Below are 19089 nucleotides of genomic sequence, written 5' to 3'. Positions count from 1 at the left end.
CCAGCGGGTACAAGACTTCCGTCGGGCGCGGCTCTCGACACGCCGCCGTTGCGACGAAGACCGCTCAATGTCCGAAAAATCGTTCTGCGGTTTCTTTTTTGCCCCGGCCTACGTCCGCCGTCAATAGCTCGCGCTCGAGTTGAGCCGGCAAGTCGCTTATAAGCATGAGGTTTGGTTTATGAACTCGGCGGCGCCCGCCAAGTCCTCCCACCAGCAGAACGATCGCAACCGCGTCGCGGTATGCTTTGCCGGGACCGATCTCAGCTTCGCTATCCTTGCCTCGATTTGGGATCGCACGAGCGGCGCACGGAACTCTTCGAAGCCGCCGCGAATGTCGACCGCGGCGCCGGACGCGCGTCCCGAAACGAAAAGCGGCACCCGTGGGTGCCGCTTCGGACTTCGGCAGATGGATGGCGTCCAGTCGGTTCTGTCGCAAATTTTGTCTACAGGCGCGACGGATGAGTGAGAATGACGTGGCTCAGGCGGCGAGGGAATAGAATTGCTGCGCGGGACGCATTTCGTTCGTCGTTCGCATCTGCCCCTTTCGGATCATGTGCATCAGCTCGATCCCAGAAAGCGTCGCGGCAGCCGATCGAAATGATTTGAAACCCAGCGTCGGACGCGTCACGCGTTTCACCGCTCGATGGTCCTGCTCGACGATATTATTGAGATATTTGATGCGCCGGATTTCGATGTCCGCTTCACGCTCCTCATTGTAGCTTTCGATCGCTGCTGTGTTGGCTCCGCTCTTGTCGATCGTTATCTTCTTCGGCTCGCCGTGCTGGCCGATGGCCTTGCGCAAGAAGCGCAACGCCGCTTTGCAATCCCTCTTGGCCGTCAGAAGGAAATCGACCGTCGCACCCGCTTTGTCGACGGCCCGATACAGATATTTCCAGCAGCCTTTGACTTTCACATAAGTCTCATCGACACGCCAGCTCGACCCGACAGCGCGCTTGCGAGCACGAAACTCCTTCTCCAGCAAAGGCGCATATTTGGCGACCCAGCGGTTGAGCGTGGAATGGTCGACCTCGACGCCGCGCTCTTCCATCATTTCCTCGAGCTGACGATAGCTCATCGGATACGCCACATACCAGCGGACGCCCCACAGGATCACCTCGCGTTCAGAATGGCTGACCTTGAAATCGATCATCCCGCTATTCCGCCTGCCCCAGTCCGGCGATAATAGCCCCAACCGGCCCGCGAGAAAAATTCGCGACAGAGCCCGAATGCGGCGCTCGACCATACGCCGCTCGCGATCGATGAGCTCCAGCTCGACTAGGCGCAGCAGATATCGGACGTGATCCTGTCCGTCGCGCGCCGCTTCCTGCGCGACCTTCTCATACTCGCGCAGAATGGTCGGCAGTTTGAGCTGTCGCAGATGATGGGTGAGGAGAACGCGCGGCGGAGCCGGATTCTCCGGGGAAGTAGAGGAAGCCGCCGCGCTCATGCCGCCGCCCTCGAAGCGAGCGCGAGATAATCGGCGGGGTAACTGCTCAGGCTCCATCCGCGTCGGCTCTGTGAGGCGGATGCAGGCGGGGTTTGGAGCGGTCGATCTTACGAGGGGCGGGAGAGGCTTCGGCTTGCGCGGGGCCGCTCATGATGGGGCGGGCGTCGCGAGCGGCTTTCCGGCGAGGGTCAGGCGGATCGCCTCGAGGGCGTCTATGGCGCGGCGGCGTCCGGTCTCGATCACCGAGCGGATGTCGGCGTAGAGCTCGGCGCCCCAGCCGCTGCGGAAGCAATAGGTGACCTTGCGGAAGATGACGCAGGGCCGGATCGCCCGCTCGGAGCCGTTGTTGGTCGCCGGCAAGTCGCGGTTGGTCAGGAACACGAACAGGAAGCGCCGCGTCCGCTTGATCATCGCCGCGAGCTTGACGCCCGCGGGCTGCGTCGGCGCGCGCGCCATCAGGCGATCGAGGCGCGCCTCCAGCCGGTATTTGTAGCTCTTCAGCGTCGCGTCCGACAGATCGGCGCGCCGCGCGCCGATCCCGCAAGCCTGCTCGAGCAGACGCCGCAGATCGGGGCCGAGAACGCCGTCGCCGCAGTCGATCGCATATTGCACGTCGCGAATGAGATGCGCGAGGCAGACCTGATGATCCTTTGTCGCCCATCCCATCTGGCCGGCGTAGCGATCCGAGACCCAGTAGTCGGGCCTCACATCGCCGAGAAAATCGGAGACGACGGTCTGCGCGCGCGTCGGCTCGGCGACGAAGACGGCGCTGTCCTCGTGGTGGAACACCCACAGATACCAATTGGCCTTGCCGACGCGAAGGCCGGTCTCGTCCGATTGCAGCACGGTTCCCGCGAGCAGCCGCGCGCGGATCGCCTCGCGCTGCGCGGCGAAGGCCGTGCGCGCGGCGCGCAGCATCTCGACGATCGCGCCTTCGCTGATGTCGAGCCTGAACAGCGTGGAGAACAGTGTCGACAGCCGCTCCAGGGCGATGTTCTGCGTAAAGCGCAGATAGAGGACGAGCGCGCGCAGATTGTCGCCGAAGGGCGAGCCCTTGGGCATGTCGGCGGGCGGCGCGGCCTTGAATTTCTTCGCGCAGCTCGGGCAGGTTCCGCCGTGCAGATTGATGCGGGTCACGTCGGGGCTTATCGGCGGAAGCTCGATATGATCATAGACCTCGCAAATGCGCCGCGCCCGATACGTCGGCGCCGCAATGCTGGCAGGAGCAGGCGAGCATGTCGCGCGTCTTCGTCGGGTTTTGATGCAGCGGACGGTGCGCGCCAGGATGCGATTTGCGCGTCTTCGCTGTCTTGGCGGAGGCCGGCGCCGAGGGCTTCTGGCCCTTGCTCGGCGGCGTGCTGGAATTGTCCGGGGTCTTCTTCGGCAGACCGAGCTTGGCTTCCAGCTCGGCGATGCACTTGGTCAGACGCTCGATGATCTCCGCCTGCGCCAAGATCAGGCGGATCAGAGCCTCTTTGTCGAGCGAATCAAGCGCGGAGCGGTCCATTCACAGCTTGAATCAAGCCGCGATTCCCGTGTCAATCATATACCGAAAGCGCTGCCGAAAACCGGGGTGACCAATTACTCGGCGGGCTGTGTCGCCCTGACGTTCGGCGACGGCAGATAGGGATAGGCGGAAAGATCGAGGCGCGCGGGCCTGCTCTCCACTCTCGCGATCACGAGCTGCTTCACCGCGTCGAAGCCGATGGCGCCGAGACGGATCGCCTCCAGCGCCGCGCCGATGACGATTGTCTCTGAAAAGAGCTCGGTCAGCCGCAAGACTTGGATGAACTCGCGCTTGCAGCGCCGCCCCATGCGCGCCTCCATCAGCCGACGCAGATCGCCGAGCGTCTCCGGCAAGGCCCAGCCTTGCAACGGAGCCGCCTGGTCCAGAGCCCCGGGCTTCTGCTCGAGAAGGGCCAGATAGTGGCGCGGCTCGAAAACGAAGTCGTCTTTGCTATAGCTGCGCGCATGCCGCGCGATCTCGACTCCCTCGCATAAAATGACCACCTCGTCGACGAAGACTTTCACCAGAACGTCACGAAAGCCATAGGCGGTCGGAACCGAATAGTCATTGGTGCGATAGCGCACGAGCGCCTGCGAGGAGACCCTGGTAGCTTGCTAATGGCAGGCTTCGAAGGGCTCCGCGGGACGTTCGCGTAACGCAGCCGCATCGGCGACGAGACGTTCGCCGATTGTCTGCTCGTTCCGGCCGGCGCGCTCGATCTGACGAGCGCGGCAGAGGTCCGCGAGCCGTGCGTTCAGCGCGTCGAGCGTCGGCGCATGCGGAACCGGCGTCAGAAAATTCTTATGACCTTTTTCAAGCGCAATCTGCGTGCGCGATCCACCCCGTCTCTCGTGAAGCGAGGGTGAACATATTCGGCGAGGCAGAGGTCAGGACGCCGGCGTGATGTCGACGGTTGAGCCGTTTCTCATTCGCGGGTTGGATACCGCATACGGAGCTTTCGTCGTAGGGGAGCCTCGGTCTGACCCGCGGAGATCGGTCGTGCCGCTCCTAGATGGAGTAACGGGCCGCCGCGAGGCAGAGGCTTTGCGGTGAGATTGGTCATCCCCCAGAATGATGGTGTGAAAACGGAGTCCGGCTTTCGTCGGCTCCAAGCATCATCGGAGGATGACCATGGACCATTATGCCGGGATTGACGTGTCTTTGGAAGCATCGAGCGTTTGCATCGTGGACACCACCGGGAAGATCGTCCGGGAGGCGAAGATCGCCAGCGAACCGGAAGCGCTGATCGGCTGGTTTGCCTCACTGGGGCTGGATCTGGTGAGAATCGGTCTCGAGGCGGGGCCCTTGTCGCAATGGCTTTACGCGGCGATGAAGGAGGCGGGCTTGGCGGTGGAACTGCTGGAGACGCGGCATGTGCAGATTGCCCTACAGACGATGCCCGTCAAGACCGATCGCAACGACGCGCGCGGGATCGCGCAGCTGATGCGGCTCGGCTGGTTCCGTCCGGTCCATTGTAAATCGATAGCGGCGCAGGAGACGCGGGCGCTGCTGACGGCGCGCAAACTGGTCCAGTCGAAACTCTACGACATCGAGATGAGCTTGCGCGGCATATTGCGGGGTTTCGGGCTGAGGGTAGGGCCAACGACGCCGAAGCGCTTCGCGTCGCGGGTCGAGGAGCTCGTCACCGGGCATGCGACGTTGGAGCTCATCGCCAAGGCGTTGCTTGCGGCTCATGCGGCTTTGCTGCGCGAGTTCGACATGTTCGAGAAACGCGTGCGGGCAATGGCGCGGGCGGACAAGCGCGCCAGGCTGATAATGTCGGCGCCCGGCGTCGGTGCGATCGTGGCGCTGACCTACGTTTCGGCGATCGACGATCCGTCGCGGTTCTCGTCGTCGAAACGGGTCGGGCCGCATTTTGGGCTGACTCCGAAAAAATATCAGTCGGGGGAAAAGGACGTGACCGGGCGGATCACCAAGATCGGCGACGCCGGTGTGCGCACGGCGCTTTATGAAGCCGCCAATGTCATACTGACGCGGCCGGTGAAAGGCGCCGGCCTCAAGAGCTGGGCGATGAAGCTCGCCAAGCGCGCCGGCATGAAGAAGGCGAAAGTGGCGCTGGCGCGCAAGCTCGGCGTGGTCCTGCATCGCATGTGGATCGATGGGACGCCGTTCGATGCAAGACGAGCAGCCTGCGCAACTCCGTCGGCGGCGTAAGGAGGAGAAGCGAAAGAGTTTCGGGCAGGCGAGCACCAGCCTTCCCGAGCGTTCGTCCCTCGCCGGGACGATGGACGGGGTCAGACCGCACGATGCTCCGTGGCTCACGACCACGCGCAACTAGATTGGCCGGCCCCATCCTCATCTTATACCATCAAGTGGCGGCCCACTGAGCTTCGGCGCCGACCACGGACAGAAGAGTGAACCGGCGAAGGGAAGAACGTAAGGGGTTGACATCGAAAGGCCCGTTACAGAAGCGTTATCCGATCCAATCGGATCGGATAACGCTCTCATTTCTCTATTGGGAGCGAATTCTGATCGATCGAACGATTCCGTTCGATCGGAAAGCGCTCTAGTGGCCTGAGTCATCTAAAGCGAAGGGTATAGGCGCTTGAGTTTGACGCGCGCATCGTCGGTTGTGAACTGCCAATCGGCTTTGGCGTTGCGTTTGTTTCGATCAGCGACCCAGGCTTCGGCCTGGGTGACGAGCGCGGGTTTGTCTGCAATGCGGCGAGCGAGACATTGCGAAGACAGAACGCCGAGTTCCGACTCGGCCATGTCGAGCCAGCTGCCGTGCTTTGGAGTGTAATGCCATTCGAAGCGCAAGGCGAGGCGTCGCGCCTCGGCGGCAGGAAGCCTCGTAGAGCGAGGCGGGCTTATGCGTGTTGAGATTGTCCTGCACCAGGACGATCGTCTCGGCGTCGGGGAAATGCGTGTCGGCCAGGTCTTTCAGCGCGTGAGCGTAATCGATAGCGGTATGGCGATCCGTGACCTTCACATGCCGCCAGCCTTCCAGCGGCGCGAACATCATGAAGAGATTGGCGACGCCGTTGCGCTCATACTCATAGTCGTAGCGCGCCGTCTGTCCTTTCTTCGCCGCGATCGGCGTGCGCGTCTCCTCGATCAGCTGCTTGGAGGTCTCGTCGAGGCAGACGAGCGGACGGCCGGCGTCGCGCAGCCGCTTGTAAACATCGAGAATGTCCTCCATCGCCGCCACGAAGGCGGCGTTGGCGTCGGGAGGGATCACCCATTGCCGCGAAAGATGCGGTTTGAGAATGTTTTTTTGAGCACGCGTCCGATCGTGTTGTCACTGGCGCGCTCGACGATGCCGAGTTCGACGACCTTCTCTTCGAGAAGCCGCAAGGTCCAGCGCGCATATCCATCAGGCGGCGTCGAGCAGGCCAGGGCGATGAGCCGCGCTTCCGTCTCGCCGTATCTTTTGTTGCGCACTGCAAAAAATAAGTACTAATTGTCGCTCAGATGCCGCACTGCGGGTCGTAGCGTTGTTTCGAGAAGTGGTGTTTTGCCCATGAGCACTCGTCGTATTTGGGTCGCCGGTCATAGAGGCATGGTCGGTTCGGCCGTCACACGTTATCTCGAGGCGCGAGGCGACAAGGTATTGAAAGCCGATCGCTCGGTCGTCGACCTCCGCAATCAGATCGCCGTCGAAGTCTGGCTGAAACAAAATCGGCCCGACGCCATAATATTCGCCGCGGCGAAAGTCGGCGGCATCTACGCGAACGATACCTATCCCGCCGATTTCATCTACGACAATCTGGCGATCGAGACGAATATCATCCATTCGGCCCACGCCGCGGATGTCGACCGTCTCGTCTTTCTCGGGTCTTCCTGCATTTATCCGAAATTCGCGCCTCAGCCCATCCGGGAAGAATCTCTGCTCACCGGCCCGCTAGAGCCGACCAATGAATGGTACGCGATCGCAAAGATCGCCGGCATCAAGCTCTGCCAAGCCTATCGCAAGCAATATGGCCGGCGTTACATCTCGGTGATGCCCTGCAATCTCTATGGCCCGAACGATAATTTCGATCTCCTGACGAGCCATGTGCTGCCGGCGCTCATTCGCAAATTCCATGAAGCGAAGGAGTCGAGGAAGCCGGAGGTCGTCGTCTGGGGGACGGGCACGCCGCTTCGCGAATTCTTGCACGTCGATGATCTCGCGCGCGGCGTCGTCTTCTGCCTCGACAATTACGATGGCTATGAGCACATCAATTGTGGCGCAGGTTCGGAGATCACGATCCGCGAGCTCGCGGAAACCGTGCAGAGAGCGGTCGGATTTTCCGGCGAGCTCGTGTTCGACACGTCGAAGCCGGATGGCACGCCCCGCAAGCTGATGGACTCGGGCCGCATTCGGGCGCTCGGATGGGAGCCTGAAATCTCGCTCGAAGACGGAATTGCCGGCTCCTACCACTGGTTCCTCGCGAATAAAAACATCTCTCCCGCGCTGGAACTCGCGACAGTCGCATAAGCTCGATTGCGCGCGCGAATTGGATCGTCATCGCTGGAAACAGCGTCGAACCACAACGTCAAATCTTCACTGCGATAGACGCTGAGTTCGATCGCCGCTATTGTTGAAAGAGCGAAACAATCTGGGCTGACGGCGCCGCGCCCTTTCCTGGGAAAGTTGTTCTACGCAGGGTTCACGCGCAAGCTCGGCCCAGGGCCGTTCAGTTCTCTATACTTTATAGCGGACGGGCGATTCCCGTCGCGACGGATGTGTGAATCTATAGGCGACAACCCGAATCGGAGGTTGTCGCATGCAGGTGTCGCTTCTGGAGATTTTGCGGGACATTCCGGATCATCGTCGCCGAGAAGGCAAGCGGTTCGATCTTTCGACGGTGCTGCTCTACGCGATCATCGCCATGGTCGGCGGCGCCAATTCTTATCGGCAGATGCATGAGTTCATTCGCGCGCATCGTCTGCGATTGAACGACGCCTTCGGCCTGAAGCTGCCCTACACGCCATCCTACACCGGTCTGCGGCTGATCCTGCAAGGCGTCGATCCGGCAGCGTTGGAGGCGGCGTTTCGACGTCATGCCGCGAGCATGCCGGCGCCGCCCGCCGTGCAGGGGCTGACGGCGATCGCCGTCGACGGGAAGACTCTGCGCGGCAGCTTCGATGCGTTCAGCGACCGGAAGGCCGCGCACATGATGTCGGCGCTGCGACACGCCGATCGGATCGTGCTCGCGCATGTGATGGTCGCCGAAAAGAGCAATGAGATTCCCACCGCTCCGGAGCTGATCGAAGCGCTGGGATTGAAGCGCTGCCTGTTCACGCTCGACGCAGAACACTGCCAAAAAAACTGTTCGAACGCGTGATCGCGTCCGGCAATCACCTGCTGACGCAGGTGAAGGACAATCAACCGGGCCTGCGTCGCCGGCTCGAACTCGGCGCGGCGGGCCGCAAGCCGAGCGGCTCTGCGACGAGCCAGTCGAAAGGCCGCAACCGCTGGGAGACGCGAAAGCTTTCTGTCTTTCCAGCGAAGGCGTGGTTCCGCCATACGGCGTGGGAGCCGCTCATAAAGACCGTGCTGCGGCTGGAGCGCACAATCTACCGCCGCGATCCGGCGACCGGTCTTTTGAAGCAGACGATCGAGACCGTCTATTGGGTGTCCTCGGCGACCGGCCCGACGCCCGAGCGTTGGAACGAATGGATCAGAGGCCATTGGCGCATCGAGAACGGCAGCCACTATGTGCGCGACGTGGCGTTCGCGGAGGACGCTTCGCGCATTCGCAAGAACCCGGACATCGTCGCGCGGCTCCGCTCCTTCGCCTATAATCTCCTGCGCGCCGATGGTTGCGACAACATCAAGAACGCCAGATGGCGCGCCGCTCTCAATATCCGAGCTGCCCTCGAAATGGCAGGGGCTCGTTAAGAACTGCACAGCCCTGCTCGACGTAGGCCTCAACGTTGCACTCCGGGCAGCAATGGATAACCCCTTCGTCGCCATCTTTAGCGGCTATATAGTCGTCCGCCCCGAACAGCGATTGAACAATCATCTTGGCGGTTTCTTCGGCGGTAAATTCTTCGGCGCACGCCTTGCACCGACCATGCACTACCGCCGAATCACTGTTGTTCGCGTCCTCCTGATAGATCAGCGAGGAACCACAGGCGGTGCATTCGAATTGACTACTGTCAAAGCCGTTGTTCCACCAGGGTAGTTTTTCCAACGTGGCGTCGCACGTCGTCTTTTGCTGTTCAAAAAATGCGCGCTCTGACAACATGATCTCCCATGTCGCGCCGAGCGAAGATGCGGGGCTCAACTCCAAAATGGAAAAAAAGCCCTCGACCAATGGAAAGCATGCCGAAATGGCCTGCCGGATCGCCTCCTTGGGTGCCTTCGAGTGATAGTGCTCGAAGTCATTCCGAAGCCTCTGCAAATCTTTGATATTTCCATCCGGCCACTTCAATCCGAATCCGCCGAACCGTTCGCGGAGTTCCTGAAGATCGATGGTGGTTTGGCCCTTCGGGCTGAAGATCAGATTACCGTCCGTGTCGAGATGCGGCGTGTATTTAGATGCGAGAACCTCCATCGGCTCAGCGTCCGGCGCCGCTTGGATAAGGCATTCCTTGCCCAAGAGAAGCACTCCCGCATAGAAATTTCGCAGTGCGCTGATCGGCCGACGGCTGTCGTTGGACCGGTAGTCCTCGACGCCCAGCTGGATCGAATTGATTGCATTGCCAAGGATTTCACTCATTGGGTTGCCCGAGATGAATAGTGAGCCCATACATATTATATCACCGTCGGGTGTATGAGCGCCCGTGCAGATGAGTTGAATGTCTTCTCCAATGGGCACAACACGGTGTTTCGGCACGCATTAGCCGGTTCGAACAGTCGATAAGGTCATTGCCTTCGATGATGGCCAGATTAACGAAGGAAATAGCAAATAATACGAATTTCAATCCAAATAAGTAGATGTCGAATTTCAGTTACTTCCGGAACTCGAAGATGATCAGCTCGTCTTTTCTCACGCTACTCTCGCCGAGAATTTATCATTTATCCTTGAGTGAGGGTTTCAGATACCCGACACGACTTCTGATAATCCATTGAGATCGATGTCGTTTTCTCGGAATAGCATAGATGCATTCACGCACGCCATGTATAGACGACGCCAGCGATCCGGCGTCTATTGTATCGTCGCAGTGTGATATTAGACACTTAGTCGTTCGAACATAAAAGAGAACGCGTCAGATATACATGACTATGGTCTTGATCCGCAACCTGACATCATAGGTTTATGTTTTATCCCCGAGACGTATGGGTGGCGTTAGCGCTGCTGGGCTCTACTATCTTCAGTACCGAATGGCGTTTGATCATTGCAACTATTGCGCTGACGCGTCGTCCATTCATCAATGTCCGCTTTTGGCGCATCGCGGCCATCACCCGGCCGCCACGCCAATCGCCTGCCCGAACAAAATGCGATGCCCGTCGATCGTCGTGACGACGATCTCGCGCATTCCATAGGGGCGGTCGGCCGGCGGGGTGCAGAGCGCGCCGCGGGCGGCGATCTCGGCGTGGAGCGCGTCGATGTCGTTCACGTTCACGTAGCCGAACAGATTGTGGGAGCCGAGCGCGGCGGGCGGCGCGTCGGTGGGGCAATGGCCCAGCATCACGCGGACATTGTCGCGCTGGACCAGGCGCCAATCCGTGGCCTCCGGCCACAGCAGCTCGAAGCCGAGCACGTCGCGAAAATAGCCGGCGCTGGCGTCGAGATCGGGAACGGCGAGCACAAAGGCCCAAGTGGAGAGCTTCGGGGGCATGAGATCGCCTCGATGTAATGGCCTGCAATGAATTGTCGGCGCGGTCGCGCAGTCTCGACTTTACTGCGCCGCCGCGCGAAAATTCAAATCGAAAAATTATTCGCCGGCTCCTGCGTCTCGGAATAGATGCGATATTGGTTTCTGCCATTCTCCTTGGCGAGATAGAGCGCGCGGTCGGCGCGCGCCAGCATGGCGTCCGGCCCCTCCAGGGCGGAGGCGAAGAGAGCGACGCCGACGCTCACCGTGGCGCGCCGCGCGCCGCCGGGCAGCAGATAGGGCTCCGCCGAGAGCGCGCAGATTTTCGCCGCCATGACGGAGGCGCTGGCGGCGTCGCGCGAGCTCGATTGCAATATCGCGAATTCGTCGCCGCCGAGCCGCGCCACGACATCGCCGGCGCGGCAATGGCTCCTCAGCCGCGCCGCGAGCGCCTCCAGCAGCGCATCGCCGCTGGCGTGGCCCAGCCGGTCGTTGACGTCCTTGAAATGATCGACGTCGATATAGAGCAGCGAGAAAGGCGCGCCGCCGGCCTCGGCGTCGGCGAAGGCGCGGCGCAGCGCGTCGATGAAGCTGCGGCGATTGGCGAGGCCGGTGAGCGCATCCGTCTGCGCGAGAATGGCGATCTGATCGGCGACCTCCTTGCGCTCGGTCACGTCGAGCGCGACGCCTTCGATCAGCTGCGAGCGGCCGGGCCGATCGCGCGCGGCGTAGCGGGCGTCGAGCCAGCGATAGCCGCCGTCGCGGCGCCGAAAGCGGAACTCCACCATGCCGCCGCGCCGTCCGTCCGCCGCCGCCCGCGCGAGCGAGGCGCCGACCTTGTCGAGATCGTCGGGGTGAACGCAATCGGCGAGGCTGCGCGCCGGATCGGTCAGCTCCCAGGGATCGTAGCCGAACAGCGCGATATTGTGGGAGACATAGACGAGGCGCGGATTTTTCCCGTCCATGCGCAGGCGGAACAGCAGAGTGGGGCTGCGCTCCACCACCTCATTGGCGTCGCGGAGCCGGTCGACATAGCGCTGCCGCGCCAGCGAGCCGCCGATGAGATCGCCGAGTATGCGCAGCGCGTCGATCTCTGCGGGTTTCCACATGCGCTCGCTGTGGCAATCCTCCACCTCCACCCAGCCCCAGGGAGCCTCGTCGACGACAATGGGCGCGAACAGCGCCGAGCGCACGCCGGCGCGCTCGAGCAGGCTCTTGGCGGGGCCGGGCTCGAGCGCGTGCGTCGCCGCCGTCACTGGCCGGCGCTCGGCGAGAGCGGCGAGCAGAGGGCCGGAGAGAAAGGCGCGCGTCTTGTCGGCCGCGAAAAACGCGGCGTCCAGCGCGACGGGAGAGTCCGCGCGCTGCCAGAAATGCAGCAGGGACGGGGGCTCATCCGGCGCCGCGCCGGATTCGAAGACGAGAATGCGATCGGCGTCGATCGCCGCGCCGACCGATTCGAGCAGATCGGGAATTGCGGCGGCGCTGGGGGCGGTGGTGGTGAGCTCGGTCGCCGCGGTGGAGACGGCGTGCAGCAGAGCGTTGCGCTGATGCAGCGCCGCCGACAGCGCCTCCTGCTGCAGCCGGCGCCGCGACACCGAGACCAGCCAGCCATTGGCGCGCAGGCCGAGAATGATGAGAACGGCGGTGAAGGCCGAGAGCAGCGCGCCCATAGCGAGGGCGGTCGACTCCCCGCGCGCGAAGAGACCGACGATGGAGGGCAGCACATCTGGCGCGATATAGCCGAACATGGCGGGAAGATAGGCGGAATTGGTGAGCACGGCGCCCGCCGCCATGCCGCCGGCGGCGAAAAGCGCGAAGGCGTGATAGCCGGGGTCCGGCGTCAGCCACAGGACCGATGAGGCCGCTCCCCAGAGGCAGCCGGTCAGCGTCGAGCCGAGCGTCCACAGCGCCAGAAAGCGCCGCACGGCCTCCGCAGTGGGCTGCGTGGCGCGAAAACGGCGCGCATGGACGATGCGCGCGACGACCAGGATCAGAAAGGCGAGAAGCCAGGCCGCGATTTGCGCGTGTGAGTAGAAATCGCGGAAAATCGTGGCCACGATCGCGGCGTTGGCCGCGTTGAAGACCAGCACCGATTGTCCGGTGGCGAGCATTTGCGCCTGATCCGCCCGGATCGAGGCCTCCAGCTCCTCGGGATCGATTTCCTGCTCCTCGGAACGCGAGTCGCGCTCATACCGACACATACCTCGACCCTCGACGCGGTTTCGATACTGGAGCCGCGATTTGTTTCCAAAATGTCCCGATCGCGTTACGAAGAGGTTTTTCCGAAGGAAGAATCTAGCGCGCTGCGGTCGCGAGCGAAGTACTCGCGAGGGCTCGAAAGGACGCGGATGGCGCGAATGATGTTCAGGCGAGCGAGACGGGCGGGCGGGTGCGGCCGGCCGGCTCCACGCCTTCGACGAATGCACGGAGCGGTTGCGGCGCGCTGATGACATAGCCCTGAATCTCGTCGCAACCGAGCTGGCGCAGAATGCGCAGCTGCGCATCGGTCTCGACGCCTTCGGCTGTCGCCATTATGCCGAGCTCATGGGCGAGAGAGACGATCGATCGCACGATCGTCGCCGCGCGCGGATCGGCTTGCGCCTGCTGCGTCAGCGAGCGGCCGACCTTTATGCGATCGACCGGCAGAGCGTGGAGATGCGCGAGGGCGGCGGCGCCGCCGCCGAAATCATCGAGCGCGATGGAGACGCCGAGCGCGCGGATCGCGGTGAGGCAGCGCAGAATATCCGCATTGTCGGCGAGGCGGACCGAGCTGGCGATCTCGATCTCCAGCCGGCTCGGATCCATGCCGGAGGCGGCGAGCGCCTCGGCGACGTCGCGCGAGAAGCCCGTCTTCTCCAATTGCGTCTGGGTGACATTGACGCTGATGCGCGCGTCGGGCGGCAGAGCGGCGGCGCTGGCGCAGGCCTCGTTCAATATCCAGGCGCCGATCTCGTAGAGCAGGCCGGCCTTGGTCGCGACGGGGAGGAAATCCTCCGGAGTCCGCAGTCCGTCGCGCGGGTGCCGCCAGCGCAGCAGCGCCTCATAGCCGCAGACGCGCGTGACGCCGAGCGCGACGATGGGCTGGAAATGGAGCTCGAACTCGCCGGCGGCGACCGCCTGCCGCAAATCTTGCCAAATGCGCCGATTGGCGGCGATGCGCGTCTCAATGTCGGGATCGAAGAAGCGGAAATGGGCGCGGCCGCTGGATTTGGCTTCGTACAAGGCGAAATCCGCCTTGCGCATCAGTGTCCGCAGATCGAGCCCGTCCTCCGGCGCGCGGGCGATGCCGACGCTGACGCCGACCGTCGCCATCGCCTCCTCGAGATCGAAAGGGGCGGCCATCGCCTCCATCAATCGCATGGCGAAGCCGCCGACATCGGCGAGCGAGCCGGCGTGCGATTGCACCACGGCGAATTCATCGCCGCCGATGCGGGCGACGATATCGGCTTTGCCGACGATGGAGGAGATGCGCTCGGCCACCGAGCGCAGCAGAATATCGCCGGCCCTATGCCCCAGCGTGTCGTTGATCTCCTTGAAATTATCGAGGTCGATGCAGTGGATCGCGGCGCCGAATCCATTGGCCACTGCGGCGGCGATGACGCTCTCGCCCTGCCGCTCCATGGAGGCGCGGTTGGCGACGCCGGTGATGGCGTCGAAATAGGCGAGCCGCCGGATACGCTCCTTGCGCTCCTCCTGCTCGAGCGCGATGGCGCAGAGATGCACGCAGGTCTCGACGATCGTGCGCTCGAGCGGGCTCGCGCCGCGGCAGGTGCGATAATAAAAGGCGAATGTGCCGATGACGCGATCGTCCGAGGCGCGAATGGGAGAGGACCAGCAGGCGCGCAGGCCGAGCGGAGCGGTCTGGGCTCGAAAGGCGGCCCAGCGCGGATCATTCGCCATATCCGTGACCTCGACGGGCTCGCCGAAATAGGCGGAGGCGCCGCAGGAGCCGACGTCCGGCCCGATGCGAAGGCCGTCGAGCGATTCGGAATAATGCGACGGCAGGCTCGGACCGGCCAGCGGATGCAGACGGCCCTCGCGATCGACGGTGAGAACGGAGCATGTGGCCTGTGGCGCGAGCTGCTCGGCGCGAAGGCACAGCTCGGTCATCGTCTCGCGCAGCGGCTTGCCGCGCGCCAGACGCTCGAGCACCTCGTGCTGAAGCGCTCGCAGACCCTGCATCGTGGCGTTCGAGCAGCTGCCACAGTCGAGTTCTAGCATTGGCCTCGCCTTTGAAGACAATCGTATCTTTTTCCGCGTATCTCGATCGTATCGACAAGAATTAAAAATCAGCCGCCGTTGAAGGCGGCGAGACGATGAACCGCCATCGGTGAAAATAATGCGCCCGCGCGGCCCTGTCGATCATGGGAGCCGAGCATGGGCTTCAGCAAAACCTATTATCGCATGCCCGCCGGCCGTTGTGTAGGGCGGAGCTGGAGCGCAATATATCGACGCTGGATCAAGACCATCGCGAGCGCGCAACCGGCTCCGCCGGCGCTTCGGCGAAAAAAAGGTCGCGGGCGAGCCGGTCCCCCGCATTTTGGATGTGGCGGGCTCGAGGGTGGCGAGGCCCAGGGGCGCGACAAGGGGGACGGAGCGACTTGCCTTGGTCACATCATTGGCCCAGTCTTGCGCAGCCGCGGGCGGCGGCGCGCCGAAAAAAGCGGGCGCGCTGTCATGACGCAATGACCCGCCGCATGGGAGAGAAACATGTCGAAATTCGCCACACTGGCTCTGGCCGTTCTGATCTCGGCGCCCTTCGCGGCCGCTCCGGCGCGTGCGGTGGAGATCAGCCCCTTCTTTCCGCTGCCCAATTCCTTCGACGTCAAGGGTCCGATCAAGGATGGCGTGCTCGCGCAGCAGATCTCTTGGCTGGAGGACGGCATCGCCGCCATCGAGAAGGCGCGCGCCGGGGCCGCGCCGGACAAGCTCGCCGAGCTCGACGCGCAGCTCGCCGCGGCGGTCAAGGAGCGCGACATTTTGAAGAGCGACGAGACCGGCCGCGACGCCGAGCTGGCGCGCAAGAATCTGGTCGTCACCAATATCAACCGCTGGATCAATGGCCTCGCCCGCAAGGCGACCGAGCAGCTCAAGATCGCCATTCTCAAGGATGGCGCGGAGCGCGACGCGGCCGAGCGCCGGCATATTCAGCTGTCGCAGCAGGCCGACGATCTCGAGAAGGTCAAGCACGAGCCGGCCTTCGAGGCCTGGGGCCGCTGATCTCAGAGCATTGGGGGCGCCTCCGCGCCCCCGTGCTGCAGATCGCGCGAGAGACGCTCGACGCGGGTCGTCGCATCCTCGAGCGCGGCTGAGAGCTTCTCCACCAGAGCGGCCTCGGCCTCTTTCGCCGCGGCGGCGTTCTCGCGCAGCGTCGCCAGCTCCGCCTGCAGGGCCTCGAGCTTGCGCGTCGCTATCGACGCGTCATCGGCGAGGGTGAGCGCCGCCATCACGGTGATGCGCTGCTCGCCAATGTCGCCGAAGCCTTCGCGCAAGGACAAAATCTTGTTCTCGACGAGCTTGGCCAGCTCGTCGAGATGGGCTTCCTCGCCATCCTCGCAGGCCATGCGATAGGTCCGGCCCGCGATCGTCACCACCACATGCGCCATTCGCCGCCTCTCGCTACGTCTGCGCCCGGTCCTCGTCGCCGAGCACGGCGATAATGCCGAGGCTCGTGCGGTCGAGACGCGTCAGCACCTCGTCGCGCGCCTTCTCCAGCGCGCTGTTCTGCGCGAGGGCGGCGTCGAGCTCGAGGCCGAGACGGCTGCGGTCGTCCTGCATGACGGCGAGCTCCTCCTCGAGGTCGGCGTGCGACAGCTCGACCTCTATGCGGCGCGCGACCGTCTCCTCCAGCCGCTCCAGCGCGGCGGAGAGCCGTTGCAGCGCATCGTCGAGCCTGTGAGGGACTTGTGTCATATGGAAACCGGACCGATCGCGATTAGATTCGCACGTACGAATCGTTAACGCCTAGCAGCAATCGCGTAAACCCCAATCCGAGCCGCGACTCCGCCGCGGAGCGACCGGAGACCGCGTTGACAGGGGGGCGCGACCTGTTATCAAGCCGCTCATTCGAGCGGGCGTTCGCCGCCAGAAAATGCGGCAAAATGGGAAAAGCCCCGATTTTGGGCGGTTCGGCGACCGCCCGGCCCCGCCCGAGCGAGCAGATGAGAAGGAGCACCGCTATGGCCGTGAGAGTGGCGATCAATGGGTTCGGACGCATCGGACGCAATATTCTTCGCTACATCGTCGAGAGCGGCCGCACCGACCTCGAGGTGGTGACGATCAACGATCTCGGCTCTGTCGAGACCAACGCCCATCTGCTGCGCTATGATTCCGTGCATGGCCGCTTCCCGCGCGAGGTGAAGGTCGAAGGCGATTCGATCGATGTGGGCCATGGGCCGATCAAGGCCACGGCGATCAAGAATCCGGCGGAGCTGCCGTATAAGGCGCTCGAAATCGACATTGCGCTCGAATGCACGGGCCTTTTCACCGCGCGCGACAAGGCGAAGGCGCTGCTCGACGCCGGCGCGCGCCGCGTGCTGGTCTCCGCCCCCTCCGAAGGCGCCGACATCACCGTCGTCTATGGCGTCAATCAGGACAAGATCACGAAGGACGATCTCGTGATCTCCAACGCCTCCTGCACCACAAATTGCCTCGCGCCCGTCGCCAAGGTGCTGAATGACGCCATTGGCATTGAGCGCGGCTTCATGACGACGATCCACTCCTACACGGGCGACCAGCCGACGCTGGACACCTATCACAAGGATCTCTACCGCGCCCGCGCCGCCGCGCTCTCCATGATCCCTACCTCCACCGGCGCGGCCAAGGCGGTGGGCTTGGTGCTGCCGGAGCTGAAAGGCAAGCTGGACGGCGCCGCCATTCGCGTGCCGACGCCCAATGTCTCGGCCGTCGATCTCAAATTCGTCCCCAAGCGCAAGACGAGCGTGGAAGAGATCAACGCCGCCATCATCGCCGCGGCCGACGGCCCGCTGAAAGGCGTTCTGGGCTACACGAACGACAAGAATGTCTCGGTCGATTTCAACCATGACCCGCGTTCATCCGTGTTTCATCTCGATCAGACCAAGGTGATCGAGGGCGAGCTGGTGCGCGTCCTGTCCTGGTACGACAATGAATGGGGCTTCTCCGGCCGCATGACGGATGTCGCCGCGACGATCGCCAAGCTCATCTAGACGCGATTCTTTTCCTCATTCACCGGGGCACGATCATGCCGTCTTTCAAAACGCTCGATTCCGCCGATCTCGACGGCAAGCGCGTCCTGTTGCGCGTCGATCTCAATGTGCCGACCGAGAATGGCGTCGTCACCGACAAGACGCGCATAGAGCGCGTGCTGCCGACGATAGAGGATATTTCGAAAAAGGGCGGCAAGGTCATCCTTCTCGCCCATTTCGGCCGTCCCAAGGGCGAGCGCAAGGAAGAGGATTCCTTGAAGCCCATCGTCTCCGCGATAGAGGAGACGGCCAAGCGCAAAATCGCCTTCGCCAATGATTGCATCGGCGATGTCGCCGGCGCGGCGATCGCGCAGCTGAAGAATGGCGATATTCTGCTGCTCGAGAACACGCGCTTCCACAAGGGCGAGGAGAAGAACGATCCCGCCTTTGCGGCGCAGCTCGCCAAGCTCGGCGATATTTACGTGAACGACGCCTTCTCCGCCGCGCATCGCGCGCACGCCTCGACGGAAGGGCTCGCGCATCTTCTGCCGGCCTACGCCGGCCGCACCATGCAGGCGGAGCTGCAGGCGCTCTCCGAGGCGCTGGAGCATCCCGCGCGTCCCGTCATGGCGATCGTCGGCGGCGCGAAAATCTCCACCAAGCTCGATCTGCTCGGCAATCTCATTCGCAAGGTGGATATTCTCGTCATCGGCGGCGGCATGGCCAATACTTTCCTCGCCGCGCAGGGCAAGCCGGTCGGCAAATCGCTGTGCGAGCATGATCTGCTCGAGAAGGCGCGCGCCATTCTCGCCGATGCGCAATCGTCCAATTGCGAGATCGTGCTGCCGGTCGACGCCACTGTCGCGCAGAAATTCGAGGCGCATGCGCCTTCGCATATCGTCGCGATCGAGCATGTCGGCGAGAGCGATATGATCCTCGATGTCGGGCCGAAGAGCATCGCCCATATAGAGAGCCTGCTCGCCAAGGCGAAGACGCTGGTGTGGAACGGCCCGCTCGGCGCCTTCGAGCTGCCGCCCTTCGACGAAGGCACCAACGCCGTCGCGCAGACGGCGGCGCGGCTGACGGTGGAAGGCAGACTGCTCTCCGTCGCCGGCGGCGGCGACACTGTAGCCGCGCTCAATCAGGCTCATGTGGCGCAGGAGTTCAGCTATCTCTCGACAGCGGGCGGCGCCTTCCTCGAATGGCTCGAGGGCAAGGAGCTTCCTGGCGTCGCGGCGCTGACGAAATAGGTAGCCGCC

Annotated in this window: 16 protein-coding genes and 2 pseudogenes; 6 read left to right on the top strand and 12 right to left on the bottom strand. The window is 63.1% G+C overall.

What is annotated here, in order from left to right; translation table 11 throughout:
- Positions 1-478: 478 nt before the first annotated feature.
- From K369_RS22580 to K369_RS22570, 4 genes and pseudogenes are all read right to left on the bottom strand, one after another.
- On the bottom strand, positions 479-1150 hold the full coding sequence (locus K369_RS22580; RefSeq protein ID WP_036296279.1) for an IS6 family transposase: 672 nt from the start codon (positions 1148-1150) through the stop codon (positions 479-481).
- A gap of 444 nt (positions 1151-1594) precedes the next feature.
- Positions 1595-2584: an IS66 family transposase gene (locus K369_RS22575; protein WP_051949481.1), complete on the bottom strand. Its 990-nt coding sequence runs from the start codon at positions 2582-2584 to the stop codon at positions 1595-1597.
- 31 nt (positions 2585-2615) lie between these two features.
- A complete protein-coding gene (locus K369_RS27800; RefSeq protein ID WP_051949480.1) occupies positions 2616-2954 on the bottom strand; it encodes a hypothetical protein in 339 nt (112 codons plus the stop codon).
- 74 nt (positions 2955-3028) lie between these two features.
- A pseudogene (locus tag K369_RS22570) lies at positions 3029-3754 on the bottom strand (IS21 family transposase); the annotation flags it as partial.
- 331 nt (positions 3755-4085) lie between these two features.
- Here K369_RS22570 and K369_RS22565 point away from each other — a divergent pair.
- Positions 4086-5129, top strand: coding sequence for an IS110 family transposase (locus tag K369_RS22565; protein WP_036296278.1), 1044 nt, complete (start codon positions 4086-4088; stop codon positions 5127-5129).
- A gap of 457 nt (positions 5130-5586) precedes the next feature.
- Here K369_RS22565 and K369_RS22560 read toward each other — a convergent pair whose 3' ends face one another.
- The gene (locus K369_RS22560; RefSeq protein ID WP_156968013.1) at positions 5587-6156 is read right to left on the bottom strand and encodes a transposase; all 570 of its coding nucleotides are present in this window, start codon (positions 6154-6156) and stop codon (positions 5587-5589) included.
- Positions 6153-6359, bottom strand: coding sequence for a helix-turn-helix domain-containing protein (locus K369_RS27300; RefSeq protein ID WP_051949478.1), 207 nt, complete (start codon positions 6357-6359; stop codon positions 6153-6155). Before K369_RS27300 ends, K369_RS22560 begins: the two co-directional genes overlap by 4 nt.
- Before the next feature lie 79 nt (positions 6360-6438).
- On the opposite strand from K369_RS27300, the gene K369_RS22550 reads away from it, so the two are divergent.
- Together K369_RS22550 and K369_RS28315 are read left to right on the top strand one after the other, a co-directional pair.
- A complete protein-coding gene (locus tag K369_RS22550; protein ID WP_036294466.1) occupies positions 6439-7395 on the top strand; it encodes a GDP-L-fucose synthase in 957 nt (318 codons plus the stop codon).
- Between the two features lie 289 nt (positions 7396-7684).
- A pseudogene (locus K369_RS28315) lies at positions 7685-8802 on the top strand (ISAs1 family transposase).
- Here K369_RS28315 and K369_RS22535 read toward each other — a convergent pair.
- The 4 genes from K369_RS22535 to K369_RS22520 form a co-directional block, all read right to left on the bottom strand.
- Entirely contained in the window at positions 8762-9625 is an 864-nt protein-coding gene (locus tag K369_RS22535) for a hypothetical protein (protein ID WP_051949477.1), read from the bottom strand. The pseudogene K369_RS28315 and the gene K369_RS22535 sit on opposite strands and share 41 nt — an antisense overlap.
- A gap of 682 nt (positions 9626-10307) precedes the next feature.
- Positions 10308-10688 carry a VOC family protein gene (locus tag K369_RS22530; RefSeq protein WP_036294463.1) on the bottom strand — a complete coding sequence of 127 codons (381 nt, stop codon included), beginning with the start codon at positions 10686-10688 and terminating at the stop codon, positions 10308-10310.
- 83 nt (positions 10689-10771) lie between these two features.
- On the bottom strand, positions 10772-12865 hold the full coding sequence (locus tag K369_RS24965; RefSeq protein ID WP_051949476.1) for a diguanylate cyclase domain-containing protein: 2094 nt from the start codon (positions 12863-12865) through the stop codon (positions 10772-10774).
- A 163-nt stretch (positions 12866-13028) separates the two neighbouring features.
- Positions 13029-14846: a bifunctional diguanylate cyclase/phosphodiesterase gene (locus tag K369_RS22520; protein ID WP_036294460.1), complete on the bottom strand. Its 1818-nt coding sequence runs from the start codon at positions 14844-14846 to the stop codon at positions 13029-13031.
- Between the two features lie 528 nt (positions 14847-15374).
- Here K369_RS22520 and K369_RS22515 point away from each other — a divergent pair.
- On the top strand, positions 15375-15884 hold the full coding sequence (locus tag K369_RS22515) for a hypothetical protein (protein ID WP_245278273.1): 510 nt from the start codon (positions 15375-15377) through the stop codon (positions 15882-15884).
- Between the two features lie 2 nt (positions 15885-15886).
- Here K369_RS22515 and K369_RS22510 read toward each other — a convergent pair whose 3' ends face one another.
- Together K369_RS22510 and K369_RS22505 are read right to left on the bottom strand one after the other, a co-directional pair.
- Positions 15887-16270, bottom strand: a complete 384-nt coding sequence (locus K369_RS22510) for a cell division protein ZapA (protein WP_036294457.1) — start codon at positions 16268-16270, stop codon at positions 15887-15889.
- Between the two features lie 13 nt (positions 16271-16283).
- Positions 16284-16577: a DUF4164 family protein gene (locus K369_RS22505; protein WP_036294454.1), complete on the bottom strand. Its 294-nt coding sequence runs from the start codon at positions 16575-16577 to the stop codon at positions 16284-16286.
- 266 nt (positions 16578-16843) lie between these two features.
- On the opposite strand from K369_RS22505, the gene gap reads away from it, so the two are divergent.
- Positions 16844-17851: a type I glyceraldehyde-3-phosphate dehydrogenase gene (gene gap / locus K369_RS22500; RefSeq protein ID WP_036294451.1), complete on the top strand. Its 1008-nt coding sequence runs from the start codon at positions 16844-16846 to the stop codon at positions 17849-17851.
- A gap of 35 nt (positions 17852-17886) precedes the next feature.
- Positions 17887-19080, top strand: a complete 1194-nt coding sequence (pgk, locus tag K369_RS22495; protein WP_036296271.1) for a phosphoglycerate kinase — start codon at positions 17887-17889, stop codon at positions 19078-19080.
- Positions 19081-19089: the final 9 nt, after the last annotated feature.

The sequence above is a fragment of the Methylosinus sp. PW1 genome (assembly GCF_000745215.1).
In the GTDB taxonomy this organism is placed as follows: domain Bacteria; phylum Pseudomonadota; class Alphaproteobacteria; order Rhizobiales; family Beijerinckiaceae; genus Methylosinus.
Note: the sequence above shows the minus strand (reverse complement) of the source record. Positions and strands in the feature narration are given on the sequence as shown.